Source organism: Blastococcus sp. SYSU DS0617 (assembly GCF_054051075.1).
In genome coordinates this window covers 18,969-39,644 of the sequence record NZ_JBJHAO010000022.1, presented here as the reverse complement: position 1 = coordinate 39,644, position 20,676 = coordinate 18,969, and the positions used below count along the sequence as shown (strand labels likewise).

17 protein-coding genes and 1 pseudogene are annotated in these 20,676 nt (G+C 75.1%); 7 read left to right on the top strand and 11 right to left on the bottom strand.

Features of this window, described 5'->3' with window-relative positions:
- Window positions 1-63: 63 nt before the first annotated feature.
- The 4 genes and pseudogenes from ACI793_RS18270 to ACI793_RS18255 all read right to left on the bottom strand — a co-directional run.
- Window positions 64-930, bottom strand: a pseudogene (locus ACI793_RS18270) (NAD(P)/FAD-dependent oxidoreductase); the annotation flags it as partial.
- Between the two features lie 22 nt (window positions 931-952).
- Window positions 953-1,597 (bottom strand): trimeric intracellular cation channel family protein, encoded by a 645-nt coding sequence (locus ACI793_RS18265; RefSeq protein WP_456607800.1) that lies wholly within the window; start codon window positions 1,595-1,597, stop codon window positions 953-955.
- 71 nt (window positions 1,598-1,668) lie between these two features.
- Window positions 1,669-2,418, bottom strand: coding sequence for an alpha/beta fold hydrolase (locus tag ACI793_RS18260; RefSeq protein ID WP_456607799.1), 750 nt, complete (start codon window positions 2,416-2,418; stop codon window positions 1,669-1,671).
- Between the two features lie 118 nt (window positions 2,419-2,536).
- Complete coding sequence (locus ACI793_RS18255) at window positions 2,537-3,499, bottom strand: alpha/beta hydrolase (protein WP_456607798.1); 963 nt, start codon at window positions 3,497-3,499, stop codon at window positions 2,537-2,539.
- Window positions 3,500-3,725: 226 nt separating this feature from the next.
- Here ACI793_RS18255 and ACI793_RS18250 point away from each other — a divergent pair, with 226 nt between their 5' ends.
- Window positions 3,726-6,482 (top strand): AAA family ATPase, encoded by a 2,757-nt coding sequence (locus tag ACI793_RS18250; RefSeq protein WP_456607797.1) that lies wholly within the window; start codon window positions 3,726-3,728, stop codon window positions 6,480-6,482.
- Here the strand turns inward: ACI793_RS18250 and ACI793_RS18245 are convergent.
- Both ACI793_RS18245 and ACI793_RS18240 read right to left on the bottom strand, forming a co-directional pair.
- Entirely contained in the window at window positions 6,475-7,194 is a 720-nt protein-coding gene (locus tag ACI793_RS18245; protein WP_456607796.1) for a hypothetical protein, read from the bottom strand. The genes ACI793_RS18250 and ACI793_RS18245 overlap by 8 nt on opposite strands.
- Before the next feature lie 273 nt (window positions 7,195-7,467).
- Window positions 7,468-10,224 (bottom strand): helix-turn-helix transcriptional regulator, encoded by a 2,757-nt coding sequence (locus tag ACI793_RS18240; RefSeq protein ID WP_456607795.1) that lies wholly within the window; start codon window positions 10,222-10,224, stop codon window positions 7,468-7,470.
- Between the two features lie 143 nt (window positions 10,225-10,367).
- Between ACI793_RS18240 and ACI793_RS18235 the strand changes: the two genes are divergently transcribed.
- Window positions 10,368-11,051 carry a GntR family transcriptional regulator gene (locus ACI793_RS18235; RefSeq protein ID WP_456607794.1) on the top strand — a complete coding sequence of 228 codons (684 nt, stop codon included), beginning with the start codon at window positions 10,368-10,370 and terminating at the stop codon, window positions 11,049-11,051.
- A 14-nt stretch (window positions 11,052-11,065) separates the two neighbouring features.
- Here the strand turns inward: ACI793_RS18235 and ACI793_RS18230 are convergent, their stop codons facing one another.
- The gene (locus ACI793_RS18230) at window positions 11,066-11,419 is read right to left on the bottom strand and encodes a nuclear transport factor 2 family protein (protein WP_456607793.1); all 354 of its coding nucleotides are present in this window, start codon (window positions 11,417-11,419) and stop codon (window positions 11,066-11,068) included.
- 78 nt (window positions 11,420-11,497) lie between these two features.
- On the opposite strand from ACI793_RS18230, the gene ACI793_RS18225 reads away from it, so the two are divergent.
- Window positions 11,498-12,295: a MerR family transcriptional regulator gene (locus ACI793_RS18225; RefSeq protein WP_456607792.1), complete on the top strand. Its 798-nt coding sequence runs from the start codon at window positions 11,498-11,500 to the stop codon at window positions 12,293-12,295.
- A 143-nt stretch (window positions 12,296-12,438) separates the two neighbouring features.
- On the opposite strand, the gene ACI793_RS18220 is transcribed toward ACI793_RS18225, so the two are convergent.
- The gene (locus ACI793_RS18220; protein WP_456607791.1) at window positions 12,439-12,747 is read right to left on the bottom strand and encodes a hypothetical protein; all 309 of its coding nucleotides are present in this window, start codon (window positions 12,745-12,747) and stop codon (window positions 12,439-12,441) included.
- 173 nt (window positions 12,748-12,920) lie between these two features.
- Window positions 12,921-13,913 carry an EamA family transporter gene (locus ACI793_RS18215; protein WP_456607790.1) on the bottom strand — a complete coding sequence of 331 codons (993 nt, stop codon included), beginning with the start codon at window positions 13,911-13,913 and terminating at the stop codon, window positions 12,921-12,923.
- A gap of 120 nt (window positions 13,914-14,033) precedes the next feature.
- Between ACI793_RS18215 and ACI793_RS18210 the strand changes: the two genes are divergently transcribed.
- Window positions 14,034-14,573, top strand: coding sequence for a CGNR zinc finger domain-containing protein (locus tag ACI793_RS18210; protein WP_456607789.1), 540 nt, complete (start codon window positions 14,034-14,036; stop codon window positions 14,571-14,573).
- Between the two features lie 73 nt (window positions 14,574-14,646).
- Here ACI793_RS18210 and ACI793_RS18205 read toward each other — a convergent pair whose 3' ends face one another.
- Window positions 14,647-15,489: an SMP-30/gluconolactonase/LRE family protein gene (locus ACI793_RS18205; protein WP_456607788.1), complete on the bottom strand. Its 843-nt coding sequence runs from the start codon at window positions 15,487-15,489 to the stop codon at window positions 14,647-14,649.
- 203 nt (window positions 15,490-15,692) lie between these two features.
- Between ACI793_RS18205 and ACI793_RS18200 the strand changes: the two genes are divergently transcribed.
- Window positions 15,693-17,429 (top strand): DUF429 domain-containing protein, encoded by a 1,737-nt coding sequence (locus ACI793_RS18200; protein ID WP_456607787.1) that lies wholly within the window; start codon window positions 15,693-15,695, stop codon window positions 17,427-17,429.
- A gap of 56 nt (window positions 17,430-17,485) precedes the next feature.
- The gene (locus ACI793_RS18195; protein WP_456607786.1) at window positions 17,486-18,457 is read left to right on the top strand and encodes a quinone oxidoreductase family protein; all 972 of its coding nucleotides are present in this window, start codon (window positions 17,486-17,488) and stop codon (window positions 18,455-18,457) included.
- A gap of 34 nt (window positions 18,458-18,491) precedes the next feature.
- Here the strand turns inward: ACI793_RS18195 and ACI793_RS18190 are convergent, their stop codons facing one another.
- On the bottom strand, window positions 18,492-18,872 hold the full coding sequence (locus tag ACI793_RS18190; RefSeq protein WP_456607785.1) for an ArsR/SmtB family transcription factor: 381 nt from the start codon (window positions 18,870-18,872) through the stop codon (window positions 18,492-18,494).
- An 85-nt stretch (window positions 18,873-18,957) separates the two neighbouring features.
- On the opposite strand from ACI793_RS18190, the gene ACI793_RS18185 reads away from it, so the two are divergent.
- Window positions 18,958-20,673 (top strand): SpoIIE family protein phosphatase, encoded by a 1,716-nt coding sequence (locus tag ACI793_RS18185; protein ID WP_456607784.1) that lies wholly within the window; start codon window positions 18,958-18,960, stop codon window positions 20,671-20,673.
- The last annotated feature ends 3 nt before the right edge of the window (window positions 20,674-20,676 follow it).

Here is a 20,676-nt window from a genome sequence, read left to right as displayed (position 1 = left end):
GCCCGCGTCCTCGAAGACCAGGTCGACGTTGATCGCGGTGGCGGCGGCCATCCCCTGCGCCGCCGAGGTCATGACCTGCGCCGTCACGTCGGCGACGTTGCCCGCGACCCAGGCCCCGGGCACCGCGGTCAGGCCGGTGGGGTCGGCGGGCACGCGGGTGCCCCGGACGGCGCCGTGGACCACCTGGTCGACCGGCTCGACGCCCAGGCCGGCGAGCAGCCCGGCGTTGGCCCTGAACCGCGGTGCCGCGACCAGCGCCTCACGGGCGACCACCTGTCCCGAGGCCATCCGGACCCCGGAGAGCGACCCGTCGGAGATGTCGAGCGCGGCGACCTCGCCCTCGACCACCCGCACCCCGCGAGCGGCGAGCTGTTCGCGCTGCTCCGGCGTGGGCTCCCCGCCGGTGTGCGGGAACAGCACGACGTCGTCGCTCCACTGCCGCCACAGCAACGCCTGCACGGTGCTCTGCGGGCCCGGACCGAGCACGCCGATCTCCCGGTCCCGCACCTCCCAGCCGTGGCAGTAGGGGCAGTGCAGCGCGCTCCTCCCCCACAGCTCGGCCACGCCGGGCACGTCGGGCAGCTCGTCGGTGAGCCCGGTCGTCACCAGCAGCCGGCGCGCCAGCACCGACTGCCCGTCGGCCAGGGCGACGTGGAACCAGCCGTCCTCCCGGCTCAGTGCGGAGACCCTGCCCTCCGCCACCGTGCCGCCGTAGCCCGCGACCTCGCGGCGACCGATCGCCACGAGCTCCGCGGGCGGCGTCCCCTCGCGGCCGAGCACGTTGTGCACGTGCTCCGCCGGTGCGTTGCGCGGGCTGCCGGCGTCGACCACCAGCACGCTGCGCCGCGCCCGGGACAGCGCCAGTGCCCCGCTGAGGCCGGCGGCGCCACCGCCGACGACCACGACGTCGTACCGGTCGTCCAGTGTCATGTCGTTCAGTCCTCTCGTCGTGTCAGGAAGGCGGTCCGCCCGCTGCGGGCGGACCGGGAACTGCCGTCCGCAGCGCCCGCGGACCGCGCCAGTGGCGCCGAAGGGCGAGCACGCGGACGACGAAGATGGCGGCGGCGACGCCGGCGCCCAGCGCCGAGCCGTCCGCGTCGAACGTCGAGGCGACGCCGACGACGAGCGCCCCGACCACCGCCGGCACCGCGTAGAGCTCGGAGTCCGCCCGGAACAGCGCCGGGGTCTCGCGGGCGAGCACGTCGCGGAGGACGCCGCCGCCCACGGCGGTCGTGACCCCGAGCAGGGCGGCCGCCACAGGCGCGAGCCCGTGTTCGAGTGCCTTCTCGGTCCCCGCGACGCAGAAGAGCCCCAGGCCGGCAGCATCGAAGACGAGCAGAGGTCGGCTCAGCCGCCCGAGCCACGGGTGGGCGACGGAGGTGACCGCGGCCGCCGCCAGGGCCACGACCAGGTACTGCCACCTGGTGAACGCCGGAGGCGGCGTGTCGCCGAGCACGAGGTCCCGGACGAGGCCGCCGCCCAGTGCGGTGACCACCGCCAGGATCGCGATCCCCACGACGTCGAAGTCCCGGCGGATCGCGATCAGTGCACCGGAGACCGCGAAGGCGAAGACGCCGACCAACTCGAGAACCTGCATGGGAGTTCCCGGTCCGGTGCCGGGCCGCTCCACCCGGTGGGCGGAACGGCCCGGCCGACGGGCCCGTGGGATCAGGCGGCCGCCGCGCGGGCGGCCTCGTCGATCAGCCGGGCGACAGCCTCCGGCTGGGAGACCGTCACGGCGTGGGAGGCGTCGATCTCGACGTTCGTCGCCCCGGCACGCTCGCCCATGAACTGCTGCGACTCGGCCGGAACGGCGAGGTCCTGGCGCGTGATCAGGTTCCAGGAGGGGACGGTCTTCCAGGCTGCCTTCGTCGCCTTCCCCTCGAGCGCGTCGGCGACGATGGGACGCTGGGTGACGGCCATCAGCGCGGCGACGTCCTCCGGCACGTCCGCGGCGAAGACCGCCCGGAACTTCTCCTGCTCGATGTAGAGGTCGTTCACTGGCTGCCCGTCGGGACCGCTGACGGGGACCGGGCGCAGGGCCGGCCCGAGCTCGTTGCCGGGGAACTTCCCGGCCAGCTCTCCGGTGCTCTCGCCCTCCTCGAGGAGGAAGCTGGCGACGTACACCAGCGCCTTCACCTTCGGATTGCCGTCGGCCGCCTCGCTCATCACGCTGCCGCCGTAGGAGTGCCCCGCGAGGACGATCGGTCCGTCCACGGTGTCGAGGACGCTGCCCAGGAACTCCGCGTCGCGGTGCAGGTCTCGGAGCGGGTTGGCCACCCCGATCACGGGATAGCCGTCGGCCCTGAGCCGGGTGATCACGCCGTTCCAGCTGGACGAGTCGGCGAAGGCCCCGTGGACGAGCACCACGGTGGGCTTGGTCGGATTCGTGCGGGCGTCGAGGGTGCTGGTGGTCATCGGTTCTCTTCCTCTCGGTGGACAGCGACCCCGGTGCGTCGGATCCGACGTCGCGGCGCTGGTGGAGCGAACGTAGGAAGCGCGGCGGCGGCTTCGCGTACGTCGATCGACTGTTCGTTCACTTGCCGAAGGCCGCCCGGAGCATCGCGATCGACTGCGCGATGGCGGCGCGTGCGCCGAGGGTCTGGCTGACCGGGTCCAGCATCATGAAGTCGTGGTGCACCCCGTCGTAGCGGACCGTGGTGACCGGGACGCCGGCCGAGCGCAGGGCGGCGGCGTATGCCTCGCCCTCGTCGCGCAGGACGTCGGCCTCGGCCACCAGGAGGAACGCCGGCGGGAGACCCTCGAGCTGCTCCGGGGTGGCCCGCAGTGGCGACGCGGTGATCTGGGCACGCTGAGTGGGGTCGGTGGTGTAGGCGTCCCAGAACCACTCCATGGCTTTCGCCCTCAGGAAGGGCCCCTCGGCGAACTGGCCGTACGAGGGGGTGTCCATCGCGGCGTCGGTGACCGGGTAGTACAGCGACTGGTGCACGAAGGAGACGTCACCGCGGTCCTTGGCCATCAGGGTGAGGGCCGCGGTCATGTTGCCGCCCACCGAATCGCCGGCGACGGCCAGCCGGGCGGCGTCCAGACCGTGCTCGGCGCCCTGCTCGGTGATCCACCGAGCCGTGGCGTACCCCTGCTCGATGGCCACCGGGTACTTCGCCTCCGGTGACCGGCTGTACTCCACGAACACCACGGCGGCGCCGGCGCCGACGGCCAGCTCGCGGACCAGCCGGTCGTGCGTGCCCGCGTTGCCGAGAACCCAGCCGCCACCGTGCATGTAGAGCAGCACGGGGAGCCGGCCGGACGATCCGGCGGGCCGGACGATCCGGACCGGCACGTCGCCGACGCCGACCGGGACGGTGATCCAGCGCTCCTCCACGGGGAGCTTCTCGACGGTGCCGGACTGGAGGTCGTCCAGCACCGCACGGGCGGCCTCGGGGCCGAGGTCGTACAGGTAGGGCGGGTTGGCCGTGGCGTCGGCGAGCTGCTGGAACTCCGGCTCGAGAACGACGCGTGGGGTCTGCTCAGTGGTCACCGAGTTGCTCCTTCCGGGCGGGACGACGCGCGCTGCGCCGTCGGACGGCAGACGCTGGCACCGCCTCTCCGCCGCAGGCATCCGTCGATCGACTGCTCCGCCGGTGCCCTGCGACGTCCGCGGGGCAGCTCGGCTGCCCGGCCGGCCCCGCTGGGCCCGGACCTGGACTACCGTGCTTCCGCCGCAGCCGACGGCGTGGCCGTGCTCGGAGCAGGAGGGACCGGCGGTGCTGATCGGACGGGAGTCGGAGCTCGCCGCGCTGCGCGAGGCGGTCCGCACCGCGACCGCCACGGGTCTCGCGCTGGTCGTCGAGGGCGACGCCGGCCTGGGCAAGTCCGCGCTGGCCGCGGCCGCGGCCGAGATGGCCCGGTCGGCCGGCTTCCGGGAGCTCCGGTGCTCGGGTGTCCTGGGCGAGGCGTCTCTGGGGTTCGCCGCCCTGCACGAGTTGCTCCACCCGGCGCTGCACCGGGTCGGCGCCCTGCCCGCGCGCCAGCGGAGCGCGCTGCTGACGGCGTTCGGGCTGGAGGAGGGACCGGCGCCCGACCCCCTCCTCCTCTCCCTCGCCGTGCTCCGCCTGGTGGAGGACGTCGTCGCCACCGGGCCCGCCCTCGTCGTGGTCGAGGACCTGCACCACGTCGACAGGTCGAGCATCGACGTGCTCGCCTTCCTCGCCCGCCGACTGGCCGATCTCCCGTTGCTGCTGCTGGCGACCGTGCGGAGCCGCCCGGACACACCGGTCCCCCAGGCGGACTTCCCGGGCCGCCGGCTGACCCTGGCTCCCCTTCCCGAGGCGGAGTCCCGTCGGCTGGTCGAGGAGGTGGCCCCGGAGATGGAGCCGGCGGTGCGCGAGGCGGTCCTCGCGGTGGCCGGCGGGAACCCGCTCGCGCTCACCGAGCTGGCCGCGGCGCCCGGCGGGTTGCGACCGGCCGTGGCGGTGCTCCCCGGCCAGCTGCCGACGACGGCACGGATGAAGCAGGCGTTCCTCGAGTCGTTCGACCAGCTGCCGGCCGCCAGCCGGCAGTTGCTGCTGGTCGCAGCAGCTGACGGGGGCAACGTGCCGCTGTTCCGCGTCGTGGCCGCCGCGGGCGGCTTCGACGAGGCGGTCGCGCTGCTCAGGCCGGTCGAGAGCACGGGCCTCGGGGCGGTGACCGGCGGTTCCTTCTCGTTCCGGCACCCGCTCATCGGCTCAGCCGTCTACGGCGCCGCGACGTCCGCGGAGCGCGCCGCGGCACACCACCTGCTGGCCGGGCTGGCGGACGACCCCGAGCGCGTCGCGTGGCACCGCGCGGCGGCCAGCTACGGCCCGGACGAGTCGGTCGCGGAGGGGCTGGAGGCCGCGGCGGCACGCGCACTCCAGCGCGGTGCCCGCTGGGAGGCGTTCGCCGCCCAGCGCCGGGCCGCCGCGCTCTCCCCCGCCCTCGGGAACCGGGTCCGCCGGCTCGCCTCCGCCGCCGAGTCGGCCCGGCGCGCGGGCCTGACCCGGGAGGCGGTCGATGCCCTGCGGGAAGCCATGCCGCTCGCCGAGGACGGGAACGCCGTCCGCGACCTCACCCTGGCCGAGTGGGCACTCAGCAGCGGGACCGACCTGGTGGTCGGCCGGTCCCCGGAGGAGCTGGTGGTGGTGGCCGGACGCCTGGGCGGGCCGTCGGGCCGTGACCATCCCGAGGCCCGTGTCCAGCTCCTCGCCGGGGCAGCCACGCGAGCCTGGGAGCTGGCGGCGCCCGAGACCACCCGCGCGGCGGTCCGCGGAGGGCTGGAGACCGTCGACGACTTCCCGCACCCCCTGAAGACGGTCGGCCTGGCGCTGCTCGATGCCGCCACCCACGCCGCGGAGTCCCGATCCGCTCCGCTGGAGCTGCTGGACGTCGTCCGGGCCCGGTACCCGTGGGCGCTCGCGAGCCTCGCAGCGATGGCCGAGGCGCTGCACGACGTGCCGGCGGCCCAGGTGGTCTGGGACGACGGCTGCCGACTGCACGCCCCGGCGGAGGCGCCGGGGGACGCGGCATCGTTCCTGTGCGGCCGCGCGGCGATCCGGGTGCTGAGCGGGCAACTGGTCGACGCGCTGGCCGACGCCGAAACGGCAGCCCGGACGGCGCTGGACTCCGAGCTGCCGTTGCTGGCCGCCGCCGCCGAGGTCGCGGCCGCACGGGCCCACGCCTGGCGCGGTGCGGACGCCGCAGCGCAGGAGGCCCTGCGCCGGCACCGGGAGCTGGCCGGATCGCACCGCACCGCCGTGGTGAGCGCCCGGGCGCACTGGGCCGCCGGGCTGGTGGCGATGAACCAGCGCCGTTACCGGGCCGCGCAGCAGGAGTTCGCGCTCGTCGGGCAGCACCCCACGACCGCCGCGTGGGCGGTGGCCGACCTGGCGGAGGCAGCCGTGCGTGCCGGCCGCGGGGACTCGGCGACCGCCGTGGTCGCCGACGCCGAGCGCCGGGCCCGCTCCGTCGACTCTCCGTACCTGTGGTCCCTCGTGCACCGGGCGAGGGCACTGCTCTCCGTCGGCGAGGAGGCCGGTAAGGCCTACGCGGTCGCGGTGGCGGCCGGGCTCGGCAGTGGCGCACCGCTGGAACTGGCCCGCACCCGGCTGGTCTACGGCGAGTGGTTGCGCCGTCAGCGGCGGATCGCGGCCGCGCGGGAGCAGCTCGCCGCCGCACTGGAGACGCTGACCGCCGCCGGCGCGAGCCCCTGGGCCGACGCCGCCGCGGCCGAGCTGCGGGCTGCCGGCGGTACACCGGACGCGGCGCCGCGGCGAGGGGCACCCCCGACCGAGCTCACCACGCAGGAGCGGCGGATCGCCGAGCTGGCTGCCGAGGGCCTGTCCAACCGCGAGATCGCCGCGCGCACAGGCCTCTCCCCCCGCACCGTGACGACCCACCTGGCCCGTGTGTTCCCGAAGCTGGACATCGCCCACCGGGCCCAGCTCCGCGACGCCCTGCGGACGCAGCCGGGCGGTCGAGGGCCGGCGGCGCCGCCGCTCAGGTGACGGTGACCTCGGCGAGGTCCACCGACACGAGGACCGGGCCGGGCACGGCGTGGTCCGCGGCATCCCTGCCGTGCACGACCCGCCGGGTGGGGACGACCAGCCCGGAGTACACGCGGTGCCCGCTCACGACGTCGGCGCCGGGCAGGCCGCCGGCCACGTCGATGCTGTAGTCCCTGCGGCGGATCAGCCCGTCGTCGTCGACGTGCAGCAGCTGCTCACGGCTGTGGGTGGCCATGGTGACCGGATAGGTGGCCAGCAACCGGCGCAGCCGTCGGCCGCCCTCGGTCCACGGATCGATCTCCACCGTGCGCACCCCGGGGAAGGTCAGGTGCCACGGCTCGGTGAGCCAGGTCCACATCGCGTACCCGCCGACGTAGGCCTGCTGCAACGCCGTCCACGGCGTCGTGATCCCGTGGCCGGCGAACGACGCCCGCGGGTCCGGCAGGGACTCGAGCGTCCGGCCGTCCTCGGTCTCGGCGTGGACCAGGCCCGGGGTGACGATCGTGCGCTGCCCCGGCCCCGGGAACCGGGCGTACGAGACGCGCTCCCGGTGCAGGTCCACGGACACCTCGACGTCGGCCAGCGCGTCGGGCTGCCCCTTGACGGCGCCGAGCCGTCCGCCGGTGCGCTGCCGCCCGGTGATCCGCTGCGCCGCCCGCCAGCGGTCCAGCCCGCCGTGGGCCGCGAGGAGGAACTCGAGGAGGTCACTCATGGTCGTCGTCCCGGGGCGGGGCCGGCCGGCTCCCGGCGGGGCGGCTTCTCGCGGCGTCGAGGCGGAGCCGGGCTCGGACGCCGTCCGTGCGGCGCTGCCTGGCCTCGGTGGCCAGCTGTCGCATGGCGACCACCCAGGCGGGTTCGCTCTCGTCCACGGCGCCCTCCTGCCTCGATCTCGACGGATGCCGGACCGAAGCTAAGGAGCACCGCCCGGGTGCCACATCCGCACGATGACCACTCCGCCGGGACCACTCCCGCCGATGGGGCAGCCTCAGCCTCCGACCGGGCCGAGGACGTCGCGGAGCTGGCCCCGGCTGGTGACGCCGACCTTCGGGTAGATGCGGTAGAGGTGCGCCCCGATCGTGCGGTGCGAGAGGTAGACCCGGTCGGCGATCGCCTTGTTCGTGAGGCCGCTGGCGGCCAAGCGGGCGATCTGGAGCTCCTGCGCCGTGAGCACCTCGGCCGGTTCGATCCTGGTGGAGGGCACACTGCGGCTGGGGACCACTCCGGCCGCGCGCAGCTCCGCGGCCGCCAGCTCCGCCCAGGGCGCCGCGCCCTCGGTGTCGAAGACGTGCAGCGCCTCCGCCAAGGGGCCACGCGCCGACACCACCTGGCCGTGCCGGCGGAGCCACTCGCCCCACGCCAGCCGGCTCCGGGCGAGCTCCAGCGGCGAGCCTGCCCGCCGGCCGGCCTCGACGGCCGCCTCGAAATGGTCGGCCGCGTCGGCGCCGGGGGCCAGCAGCGCCCGGCTGCGGTGCACCAGCGCCTGCAGGTGCACCGAGCGCAACGCCTCGGCGACGCGCTCGCCCTCGGCCACCACCGGTTCGACAGTGGAGGCGGCACCGGATCGGACGGCGGCCTCGGTCAGGTCTGCCAGGGCGAGCAGCGCGGTGCTCGGGTGGACCGACACGTCGCGCAGGGCCGCCAGCGCCTCGTCGTGCCGGCGGCGGCCGAGCGCCCGCAGACCGGCCGCCCAGGCGACCAGCGCCCGGACCAGCGCCGCAGGGTGCTCACCCGAGAGCTCGAGAGCGCGGGCACCGGCGCGGGTCGCTGCCTCGTCCGCGCCCGACCAGGCATGTCCCCGCGCGGCGGCGGCCGCGGCGAGGCCGGCCAGCACCGGCAGGTCGAGCGCCTCGGCCAGCCGTTCTCCGTGCGCCGAGTCGGCGAGCCCCTCGTCCAGTCGGCCGGTCGCCAGCCGGAGGGCACCACGCCCGGTGACGACCTGCGCCTCGTCGCTGAGCGCCCCCGTACCGCCCCGGAAGAACAGTGCGCCGAGGTCCCAGAGGGTGGCGGCCGCCGAGAGGTCCTGGATCGACTCGGCCATGCGCGCGGCCGCGAGCACCAGCTCGCTGCTGCCCGGATGGTTCTCGGTGCCGCCGGTGTAGGCGTAGTCGGAGACGAACTCCGTGAGCCCGGGCAGCGCCGCTCGGGCCCGAGCCGCGTGCGCAACCGGATCCACGAGGGCCGACCCGATCGCGACCATGGGATCCCCGCCCTCCGGGTCGAGGGCGGTCAGGGCGCCGGCGAGGCGGTTCCCCGCCGGCTCGTCGACTCCCTGCAGCCAGGCCCACGCCGCGGCCCCGACCAGCACCTGTGCTCGCCGCGTCCGGTGGTCGTCGCCACTGCTGCCCGACAGCCGCTCCGCCAGCGCGACGGCCTCCCCGACGGGGCGGACCGGCGTGCCCACCGTCACGCCGAGCATGACCTCGGTGGAGGCGGCAGTGGCGACGACGTCCGCGGCGGTCGCGAGGGGCAGCGCCTCCTCCAGCAACTGGACGGCTTCGCCCGCCCGGCCGCCCTGGCGGGCGGCGACGGCCGCCGCGATCAGCCGACGCGCCCGGGCCTCGGTGTCCACCGAGAGCGCCGCGGCGCGGCGCAGCGTGACGACCGCGTCGGGCCGCGCGCCCCGCTGCAGGGACCGCCGAGCCGCCGCCTCCAGCTCGGCGGCGATCGTCTCGTCCGGCGCGAAGGCGAGCGCCGCGCGGTGCCAGGCCGCGCGGCCCGGGTCCGGCGTCGCCGCCGCCAGTGCTGTGTGGGCCGCCGCGCGGTCGGACCAGGTCGCCGCTCCACGGACGGCCGACCGGAGCAGCGGATGGCGGAAGCGCACGCGCTCCCCCACCAGGGTGACGGTGCCGGCGTCCTCGGCTGGCGCCAGGTCCTCGGGCGTCAGGTCGAGCAGTCGTCCGGCAGCGACGAGCTCGGGCAGCGTCTCGACGTCCGCGACCGCGGCGAGGAGCAGGAACCGACGGCTGGCCTCGGGCAGGGCGTCGACCTCGGCGAGGAGTGCCCGCTCGAGGCGTGCGGTGGTCGGCAGCGGACCCGCCGGGGCCGGACCGCCGTCCCGGGCGCTCACGGCGGCGGCGAACTCGCGCACGGCCAGGGGGTTCCCGGCGGCCTCGGCGAGGATCTGCCGCCGTTCCTGCTCGCCGAGCCGGTGCGGCAGACCGTCCAGCAACAGGGCGGCCTCCACCTCGGGGAGGGGTTCCAGGTGCAGGCGCGTGATCTGGGCGGAGGGCAGCGGGGTGGGTTCACCGGACTCGGTGCGAACCGTCGCCACCATCAGGATCGGGGCGTTGCTGAGCCGGCGGGCGACGAACTCGAGGGCCTCGGCGCTGGACCTGTCCAGCCACTGCAGGTCCTCCACCACCACGAGCAGCCGCTGCCGGTGCGCCACCTCCTCCAGCAGGCCCAGGACGGCGAGGTGGATGAGCAGCCGGTCCGCGGGGCCGTCGGACTCCCCGAAGGCGGAACGCAGGGCGGCCCGCTGGCGCGCCGGCAGTGCCACGGCGTCGTCGAGCACCGGCCGGAGCAGTTCGTGCAGGCCGGCGAATCCGGCCGTCGCCTCGCTCTGGACCCCGGTGCAGCGCAGCTCGCGGAAGCCGACGTGGCGGGCCCGCGCCGACAGCGCCGCCGCGAGGGTGGTCTTGCCGATGCCGGCCTGGCCCGAGACGACCGCGGCCTCGCCACCCGGGGACACCGAGTCGAGCATCGCCGTCAGTACGGCCAGCTCCTCGGAACGTCCGATCACGATCCGCTCGCCGCCGTGCGATCACCGGGAGGCATGTGCAATATATTGCCGGAGACGGGCTGAGTCGCCAATGGCCACCCGCACCCTCCTCCGCCCATGCGGTGCGAGCGGCTCCGCGAGCCGCGCCGGAAGAAGGTCCGTAGGTGCCGATACCCGAGACGGCTCCCGGTCTCGGCCGCGACCTGTTGCGCGACGACGTCTACCGCCGACTTCGCGACGCGATCGTGGACGGGACCTTCGAGCCCGGTGAGCAGCTGAAGGACCTGGACCTCGCCGCCTGGCTCGGCGTCAGCAGGACGCCCGTGCGGGAGGCACTGCTCCGGCTGGCTCAGAACGGGCTCGTCGTGGCACAGCCGGGCCGATCGACGGCCGTCACGCCGCTCGACGCCCGCGAGATCCGGGACGCCCGGGACGTCGTCGCGGCGATGCACGAGCTGGCAGTGCGCGATGCGGTCGACGGGCTCACCGAGGCGGACCTGGCGGCGATGCGCGACGCCAACCTCCGGTTCGCCGCTGCCCTCGAGGCCGGCGACGTGGATGCGGCCCTCCGTGCCGACGACGAACTGCACGGTGTGCTCGTGACCATCGCCGGCAACCGCGCAGTCGCCACCGTCCTCGAGCAGTTCACCCCCACCCTGCGCCGCGCGGAGCGGTTGCGGTTCGGCTCGCTGCAGGGCCAGGAATCGGTCGCCCGTCACGGCGAGCTCATCCGGCTCTGCGCCGCCGGTGACGCCGACGGTGCGGCGGCCGTCGCCTACGACACCTGGCACAGCCTGCCGACCGCCGTCGAGCCGGACGGCGCGTCCGCCACCGCCGCGGAGGACTGATCGCCGTGCCGTGGTCACGGCGCGATGACGAGCTCCGCGATGAGGTCGCCGTCCATGGCGAATCGGTAGTGGAGGTCGACGACGCCACCGGGGAAGTTCCCCTCGAGGTGCTTGGTGGCGACCCAGTGCGCGTCGTCGGTGCGCTCCGCGGCGACGAGGGTGCTGGTGTACGTGAACTCGGCCCCCGCCTTGGTCAGGAAACCGCCGATCTGCTCGGTCCCGCGGTAGGTGATGCCGTCGTCGACCACCACGGCGGTGGGCGTGAAGGCGCGGAGCGCGGTGTCCAGGTCGCCGGCGTCGTGCGCGGCGAGGTAGCTGCGGATCGGAGCCGGGAGCTGGTCGGGCTGGATGCTGGTCGGTGTGGTCATGGCCCCACCGTGCGGCCTCCCGATGCGGGAGGGTCAAGCGCTGGACTCTCCCCCGGGGAGAGGGTGCACAGTGCACGCATGCTGGCCATCGGCGAGTTCTCGCGGCTGACCCACCTCAGCGTGCGCACGCTGCGCCGCTACCACGACGCCGGGCTGCTCGAGCCCGAGACCGTGGACCCCGCGACCGGTTACCGCTACTACGGCGCGGATCAGATACCGATCGCCCAGGTCATCCACCGGCTGCGGGAGCTCGACGTCCCGCTGTCCGACGTCCAGCGCATCCTGCGCTCCCCCGACCCGGGGACCCGTGCCGCCCTCGTCGCCGACCACCTGCAGCGGCTCGAGTCGGAGCTGGACCGGACCCGCGCCGCGGTGGTGTCGCTGCGCCGGCTGCTGCGGCCGGATCCGGCCCCGTTGGCCGTCGAGCTCCGTGCGGTCCCGGCGGCGACGGTGGCCGCCGTGGAGGACGACGTGGCGCACGAGGAGGTGCTCGCCTGGTACGCCGGCGCCATGGCCGAGCTGGACGCGGTGGTCCACGAGCCGACCGGAGCCCCGGGCGGGCTGTACGACAACGGGCTGTTCGAGAACGGCCGCGGGCACCTCCTCGTGTACCGGCCGACGGCGGAACCGCCGCGCAGCGGCCGGGTGCATCCGGTCACCTTGCCGAGTGTGGAGCTGGCCGTCACCACCCACGTCGGCGAGCACGACGACATCGACGTCACCTACGGCGAGCTCGGCACCTGGGTGGTGCGCAACGCCCTGGCCGTTGCCGGCCCGGTACGGGAGACCTACCTGGTCGGCCCTCGTGACACCGCCGACCCCGCTGCCTGGCGCACCGAGATCGGCTGGCCCGTCTTCCGGATGACCCCGCGATGAGCGGTCGGCTCGTCCGGCCCTCGTGACGACCGGGCCCCGCCAGTGGGCGGACGTTTCTCGGCCAGGGCCCCGCCGCAGGGCAGTCGAGCCGCGCGACACGGCCGGCCCTCAGGCAGGTCCCGAGACGCGCCGTCGCGAATCGCTCATCCGACGAGCAGCGGCGCGGTCCGCCCGTCCGCCGCCCCGAGCGCCTGCTCGCCGGACGGGACGAGCTCGTCGATGCACCGGTCGCTGAGGTCGTGGCACGCCCCGGTGACGCGCACGGTCGCCGTCCACTCCGACAGATCCCGACCACGGTGCTCGACCTGCCGGATCGGCCCTTCCACCTCGAGCGTCGACCAGTCCGGGAAGGCGCCGGCGGCGGCGGCCATCACGCGGAGCTGCCCACGCAGGCCGGCGGTCGCCATGGCCGGGTCGTCGAACGGGAGCGCGGCGGCGGCACGGTACATCACGGAGACACTGTGCTCGCCACGGCTCCGGTCACACACCCGTTCACGAATCGTTATCTGAATCGGACCCGGTCCGAGGTCAGCGCCCCGACCGGGGCGCCGCGCACGGGACCGCCGTCTCGACAGCAGCACGCCCGTCGGTGCGACCGGGACGCGCCAGGGGGGGGTGACCGTCCTCAGCGGCCGGCGGCCTCGACCGTGGCCGGGTGCCCCGGGGTGCCGACCGCCCCTGCGTCGGGGCCCACGGCCGGCTCCCCGACCGGGTGCTCGCCCCGTCGGACGAGCACGATCCCCGCCAGGACCACGGCCCCGCCGACGAGCTGCACAGTTGCCGGCCGCTGACCCAGCGCCAGCCAGGCGGCCACGACGGCGAACAGCACCTCGCTGAGTCCCACGAACGAACTCAGCCGCGCCCCGAGGAGGCGGATGGCGGCGATGCCGGTGGCGTAGGCGACCGCCGCCGCGACCAGGGAGATGCCGAGGACCGGCACGAGCCAGCTGGTCGACCGGCCGACGAGTTCCACGTCGGCCGCCGTCGTCCGCCACGGGACGACGCCGACGAGCGCGGCTGCGGCGAGCACCAGCGCACCGACGACCAGCCCGGCCCACGCGCTGACCAGCGGCGGAAGGGCCCCCTCGGTCCGGGCGGAGAGGACGAAGTAGGCCGCCAGCCCCAGCGCGGCCACCAGACCCCAGACGATCCCGATCGGGTCGAGCTGGGCGCCCCGAGCCACGTCGAGCACCAGCACCAGCCCGACGAGCGCCACGCCCACCCCGGTGGTGGTGACGGCGCCGGGCCGCTGACCGAGCCGCAGCCACGCCCACAGCACCACGAGCAGCACGGCGGAGTACTCCAGCAGCAGCGCCACTCCCACCGAGAGCCGGGCGACGGCGGAGAAGAAGGCCAGCTGCGGGAGTGCGACGGCAAGTGCGCCGAAGGCCAGGACGGCGCCGGCGTTGGCCCGCAGCAGCTGCCAGCGCCCGCGCAGCTGGAGCAGGGCGGGCGCGGTGAGCGCGAGCGCGCCCAGCCCCACGCGCACCGTCACGGCGGAGCCCGCGCTCCAGCCGGCGTCCATCAGGCTCGCGGCGAAGACGCCGGACGTACCGAAGGCGGCGGCGGAGACGACCGCCAGCAGCAGTCCGAGCGGTCCGGTCCAGCGTCCGGCCATGGCTGACCCTCTCTGTCAGGAGTGAACGGGTGGACGCTCCTGACGCCGGGACGCTAGCAGAGTCAGGAGTCAACCGACGTAAGCTCCTGACAACCGAGCACCGGCCGAGTCGGGAGCCCCATGCTCTTCGCCCATGACACCGAGATCGCCTTGGCCGCCGCGGCCGCACTGGTGAACACCGCGGCGGACGGCGCGGAGCGATTGCCCGATCCCCCGGCTCTTGCTTCCTTCCTGGACACCTGGGAGTTCACCGGCAGCCGCAGCGGTGACGCGGCCGAGCTGGCCGAGGTGCACCACCTCCGCACCGTGCTCGCCGAGGCCTGGACCGCGGACGAGGACGGCGTGGTCGTCCTGGTGAACCGGCTGCTCCAGGAGGGGCGCGCGCTTCCGCAGCTGGTCCGGCACGACGGCTGGGGTTATCACGTGCACGCGACCGAGCCGACCGCCCCGCTGGCCGACCGGATGGGCGTGGAGGCGGCGATGGCCCTGGCCGACGTGGTCCGCGCCGATGCCCTCCACCGGCTGCGTCGCTGCGCGGCCCGCGGGTGCGGCGACGTCCTCGTCGACCTGACCCGGAACGCCGGCCGCCGCTTCTGCGGAACCAGCTGCGCGAACCGGGAGCACATGGCCAGCCACCGCGCTCGCCGCTCCGCCGGCTGACGGGCGCCATCCCGGCCTGGCGGTCGCCGTGCCGTTCACCTCGGTCGGCGGCGCCGCTGCGCGAAGGGCGGCGTCAGCCCATGCCCGCCCCCGGGACGTCGACCGGGGCCACTTCGATGCGACCGGCCCGCGGCCCGCCCTGGGCCCAGCTGGGCGCGGTGCAGACGAACAGCGTGCGACCGTCGTCCCCGCCGAGCGCGCAGGCGTAGGACAACGCCCCCGAGCCGACGACGACCCTGCCGGTGATCGCGCCGCCCTCGCGCACCCGCACCACCTCCGGCGTACGCGCCGTGGCCACCCAGACGTCGCCGGCCGCGTCCAGGCAGATGCCGTCGGGTGCGATGCCCGGCGTCTCGGCGAAGACCCGCCGCCCCGACAGGGAGCCGTCGGCGGCGACGTCGAAGGCGGTGAGTCGTGCACCGTAGGTCTCGGCGACCACCAGCGTCCGACCGTCCGGCGACAGCACCATCCCGTTGGGGAAGACGACGTCCTCGGCGACGACCGTGACACTGCCGTCGGGGTCGGCGCGCACCAGCACCGTCGGCTCCACCGACGCCCCGCGGACCAGGTCGAAGCCGAAGCTGCTGACGTAGGCGCGGCCCGCCGCGTCGACGACCATGTCGTTGGCCCGGAACCGGGTGTGTGCCGTGAGATCTGCCCGCACCGTCGGATCGCCGCCGGCGACCTCCAGCAGCAGCCGGCGCTGCATCGACACCACGAGCAGGGTGCCCTCGGGCGTCCAGCCCAGCCCGGACGGCGAGTCGTCGAGGTCCAGCACCGACGTGAGGTCGCCGGCCGGCGTCAGCGTGCGCACCCGGCGGTCGTGGAAGTCGGAGAACCAGAGCCGGCCGTCGTGCCAGCGCGGTCCCTCCGGGAATCCCAGTCCGTCGGCCAGTGTCGTCGTCTCGGCGGTCACCCGCGCAGGATAGGTCGGCCTCCGTCGGGCCGACCGGGCGTGCGCTCGCGCCCTCCAGGGGCCGACGACGGCGTCGTGACAGGCCTGCGGGCCAGTGGAACGGCGCTCATCCGAGCGACCTTCGGGCGGACCGTCACACGCACGCGCCAGCACATCCCGCGGGAGGAGCCCCGACGAGGTGTGGGGCAGGGCAAGCTGACCCCGTGCAGCACATCGGGATCGACCTCGCCTGGGGGTCCAGGCAACCCACCGGCCTCGCCGTGCTGGACGATGCCGGCCGGCTCGTGCACGTCAGCGCGGTGCGCACGGACGAGGAGATCGAGGCCGCGCTGGCCCCGTTCACCGCCGGCCCGTGCATCGTGGCGATCGACGCCCCGCTGGTGGTCACCAACGCCACCGGCAACCGGGCCGCCGAGCGGGCGCTCAACGCCGACTTCGCGAGGTTCCAGGCCGGGGCGCACCCGACGAACACCGGCAAACCCGAGTTCACCGATGGTGACACCCGCGGCGGACGGATCGGCCGGCGCCTGCGGCTGGACCTCGACCCCCGCTCGGGCCGCGACCGCCGGGCGATCGAGGTCTACCCGCACGCGGCGACGGTGGCGCTGTTCCGGCTGGGCCGCACGCTGAAGTACAAGAACAAGCCGGGCCGGGTGCTCGAGGAGATGCGTGCGGAGCTGCTGCTGCTCGTCGACCTGCTGGGCGCGGTGGTGGAGCTCGACCTCGGTGCACCGTTCGCCGCGCTGCGCCAGCAGGTGCAGTCCGCCACCCGCAAGAGCGAGCTGCGGGTGGCGGAGGACCAGGTCGACGCCGTGGTGTGCGCCTACGTGGGATGGATCGCCGTCCGGCGCCCGGACGAGGTGACCACCTACGGCGACGCCGCCGGCGGCGCCATCGTGACCCCGACCCTGCCGCCGGACCTGCGGCCCGGCCCCCGGGTTCCGGCACCCGCGGCCGACCCGGTGCAGCAGGCCATCCAGGCGTACGCCGACGGCCGGCCCGAGACCCTGGTCGCCGGGGCGCAGGCGCTCGCGCTCGTCACCGGGGTGCTCGACGACGCCGGGATCAACTACCTGTCGGTGACCGGGCGGACCAAGACCATCGCCTCGTTCGCGGAGAAGGCGGCCCGCACGGTCGACGGCGTGCCCGTCTATCCGGACCCGGCGAGGGACATCACCGACCAGATCGGCGTGCGGGTGATCACCTACGTGCAGAGCGACGTGGAGGCGGTCGCCGAGCTGTTGGCCGCGCAGGTGCGGGTGATCGACGACCGCGACATGGGTCGGCGGACCGCGCAGCAGGGCCGGTTCGGTTACTCCAGCCGGCACCTGCTCATCGGCGTGGACCCGGGCCGGGCGGCCGAGCTGCCGGAGCTGGTCGGGCGCGTGGTGCAGGTGCAGGTGCGCACGGTGCTGCAGCACGCCTGGGCCGAGTTCGAGCACGACATCCGCTACAAGGGCACGGTGCCGGACGAGCACGCCTCCGAGTTCGACCGCCGGTTCACCCTGGCCGCCGGGCTGCTGGAGCTGGCCGACCAGCAGTTCACCGCGATCCGCGAGCGCCTCCGGGCACCGGTTCCCGCCGACGAGGCCGACGACACCGACCCCGACGACCCTCGGATCGCGCCCCGGGAGCTGGCTGCGTTCCTGGCCGGGCAGTACGCCGACGCCGGCTGGTCGCGCCCGGACCACTACACCTGGATCTCCGGCCTGCTGCTGGAGCTGGGCGTGACCAGCCTGGTGGAGCTGGGCGAGGTGCTGCGCGGCGCCGACGACAGCGGCATCCTCGCCCGGATGGACTACCGCTATCCCCCGGGTGCCGTGCGCCGGCTGGACGACACGCTGCTGGCCGGCTTCGGGCAGCGGTACGTGGAGCTGCACGGCAACGCCGACCGGCGGGCCGCGCTGACCACCCGGCTGCAGCGGCTCACCGGCGGCTGACCGACGGGACCGGCCAGGATGACGTCCGGGGGTGAGCAGGTCATAGCCTCACCCGCATGCGCGCAGTCCAGATCACCGAGTTCGGTGGCCCCGAGGTCCTGACCGTCGTCGACGTCCCCGAGCCCGAGGCGGGGCCGGGTCAGACCCTGCACGACGTCTCCGCGGCCGGCGTCAACTACGCCGACACCCACCAGATCGAGAACTCCTACCTGGCCGCCCAGCAGCTGCCCCTGATCCCCGGTGCCGAATTCGTCGGCACCCCGGTCGGCGGCGGCCAGCGGGTCGTCGGGCTGCTCGACGGGGGCGGCTACGCCGAGCGAGTGGCCGCCAACGACCGGCTCACCTGGGCCGTGCCGGACGCCGTGAGCGACGAGCAGGCGCTGTCGCTGGTCCTCCAGGGCACCACCGCCTGGCACCTGCTCCGCACCTCCGCGCACCTGGCCGAGGGCGAGTCGGTCGTGGTCATCGCCGGTGCCGGCGGCGTCGGCTCGATCGCCGTGCAGCTGGCCCGCCGGTGGGGTGCCGGCCGGGTCATCGCCACCGCCTCGTCGGCCGAGAAGCGGGCGCTGACCGAGGAGCTCGGCGCGCACGCCACCGTCGACCCGGCGCTCGCCGACGACGACCCCAAGCAGTTCGCCGCCGCCCTCCGCGAGGCCAACGAGGGCAAGCCGGTCGACATCGTGCTGGAGATGACCGGCGGCAACGTCTTCTCCGGGTCGCTCTCCGCGCTGGCCCCCTTCGGCCGGCTGGCCACCTACGGCATGGCCGCCCGCCAGGAGACGCCGTCGGTGCCGCCGGGCGCACTCATGCAGAAGAGCCGCGCCGTCATCGGCTTCTGGCTGGCCCACTGCATGGCCCGCCCGGACATGCTCGACGCCGCGATGACCGACCTGCTGGCGATGACCGCCGACGGCTCGCTGAAGCCGGTCGCCGGCGGGCGGTACCCGCTGTCCAACGTGCGCGACGCGCACCAGGACCTGCTCGCCCGCCGCACCACCGGCAAGCTGGTGCTCGACCCGACGCGCTGAGCCAGGTCGCCGGTCCCGGCGCCGGGACCGGCGGTCAGCTCCGCGCGCGGGCGGAGTCGGCGAGGGCGACGGCGTCCTCGGCGCCGTCGAGCGCCTCGAGCAGCACCTGCCCCTGCCGGAGGTTGGCGGTCAGCATCCGCCGGGCCACCGCGAGCAGTTCCGCGGTCTGCGGGTCGCACAGCGAGCAGATGACGTTGTTCCGGACGCGCCGGCTCCCCACGACGCCCGCGCGACGCAGCACGCTCACCTGCTGGGACAGGTGGGAGAGCTCCAGCCCGGTCCCCTCGGCCAGCTCACCGATCGTCCGCTCCCCCTCGGCCAGGAGCTCGAGCACCCGGATCCGCGCCGGGTGCGCGAGGGCCTTGAAGAGGTCCGCCTTGGCGTCGGCCAGGGGGCGGCCGGGGGTGAACGGCACCTCCTCAGCATACGAACACGCACCCTCCTGTGGTGCTTGATAAGTTCGTCAAGTACCCAAGTTGGTCGGCTGCTGAAGAGGTGTGATGTCCCGCTGGTGGCGCACGGACGGCGAATCCGGCGAGGGGGAGAACACCGACGCCCAGACGCTGGAGTCCATGCCCATCGGCCTCATCGAGCTGGACACCGACTGGATCGTCCGCTTCGTCAACGCGGCGGCCGAGCAGATGGTCGGCTACGAGCGCGCCGAGCTGCTGGGGCGCTCCTACTGGGAGGCCTTCCCGGCCACCGTGGACAGCGAGTTCGGCCGCGCGTACCGCCACGCCGTCGACACCCGGCAGCCGCAGACCGTGGAGGCCTTCTACCCGGAGCCGCTCAACAGGTGGTTCGAGGTGCAGGCGGTGCCCACCGGGCAGGGTCTCTGGCTGTACGTCAGCGAGGTGACCGCCCGCCGGCAGGCCGTGGAACGGCTCGCGCTGCTCGCCCGCGTCAGCGAGGACCTGGTAGGCACGCTCAACGCGCCGTCGGCGGTGGGCCGCATCCCGCGGCTGATCGTGCCGGCCCTGGCCACCTGGGCGACGGTGTCCCTGCTGGCCCCGGACGGCAGCCTCCGGGACGCCGGCGCCTGGCACGTCGACCCCGCGAAGGTGCCCCTGGTGCGGCGCTACGCCGCGGCCGCGCAGGACTCCTCCCCCACCACGGCCCCCGTCCTGCGGGCGGCGACCAGCGGCACCGCGGTCACCGTCGCCGCCGGGCAGCTGACCGGTCCGGCGCTGGCCACGGTGGCCACCGGCGAGGCCCGCCGGCTCCTCCGGCTGCTCGAGCCCGGCAGCATGACCGTGCTGCCGATCCGCGGACGGGACCGGGTGCTGGGCGCGCTCACCCTCGTGCACGACCGGTACCGGGCGCCCGACCCCGCGGACGTCGCCACCGCCACGGAGGTCGCCGACCGGGCGGGCCTGGCCCTGGACAACGCCCGGTTGTACGAGCAGCAGCGGCGGCTCGCCCAGGAGCTCCAACGAAGCATGCTGACCGCGCCGCCCGAGCCCGACCACGCCCACATCGTGGTGCGGTACCTGCCCGCGGCCGAGGCCGCCCGCGTCGGCGGCGACTGGTACGACGCCTTCGTGCAACCGGACGGGGCCACCACCCTGGTCATCGGCGACGTCGTCGGGCACGACACCTCGGCCGCCACCTCCATGGGGCAGCTGCGCAGCATGCTCCGCGGCATCGCCGTCACCGGCGACGCCGGGCCCGCGCGGCTGCTCTCCCTGCTCGACGGGGCCATCACGCAGCTGCAGCTGCACACCTACGCCACCGCGGCCCTGGCCCGGTTCGAGCAGACGCCGGAGGACCTCGAGCGCGGCATCACGCGCATGCGGTGGGCCAACGCGGGGCACCCGCCACCGCTGGTCATCCACCCCGACGGCACCATCGCGGAGCTGGCGAGCTGGCGCGGCGACCTCATGCTCGGCGTGGACCACACGACGAGGCGCAGCGAGTCGGTCATCAGCCTGGACCGCGGAACCACCGTCCTGCTGTACACCGACGGGCTGATCGAACGGCGCGACTCGATCCTGGACGACGGGATGGACCGGTTGCGCGCCGCGGCGGCCGAGCTGGCCGACCGGCCCCTGGACGAGCTGTGCGACCAGCTGATCGGGCGGCTCGTCGAGGACCGGCCGGAGGACGACGTCGCGCTGGTGGCCATCCGTCTGCACCGGCAGGACCGCCCGCGACCGGCCGAGGCCGGTCCGGTCGACACGCCGTCGACCGTGCCCCCGGACCCCGCCCGTCCCTGAACC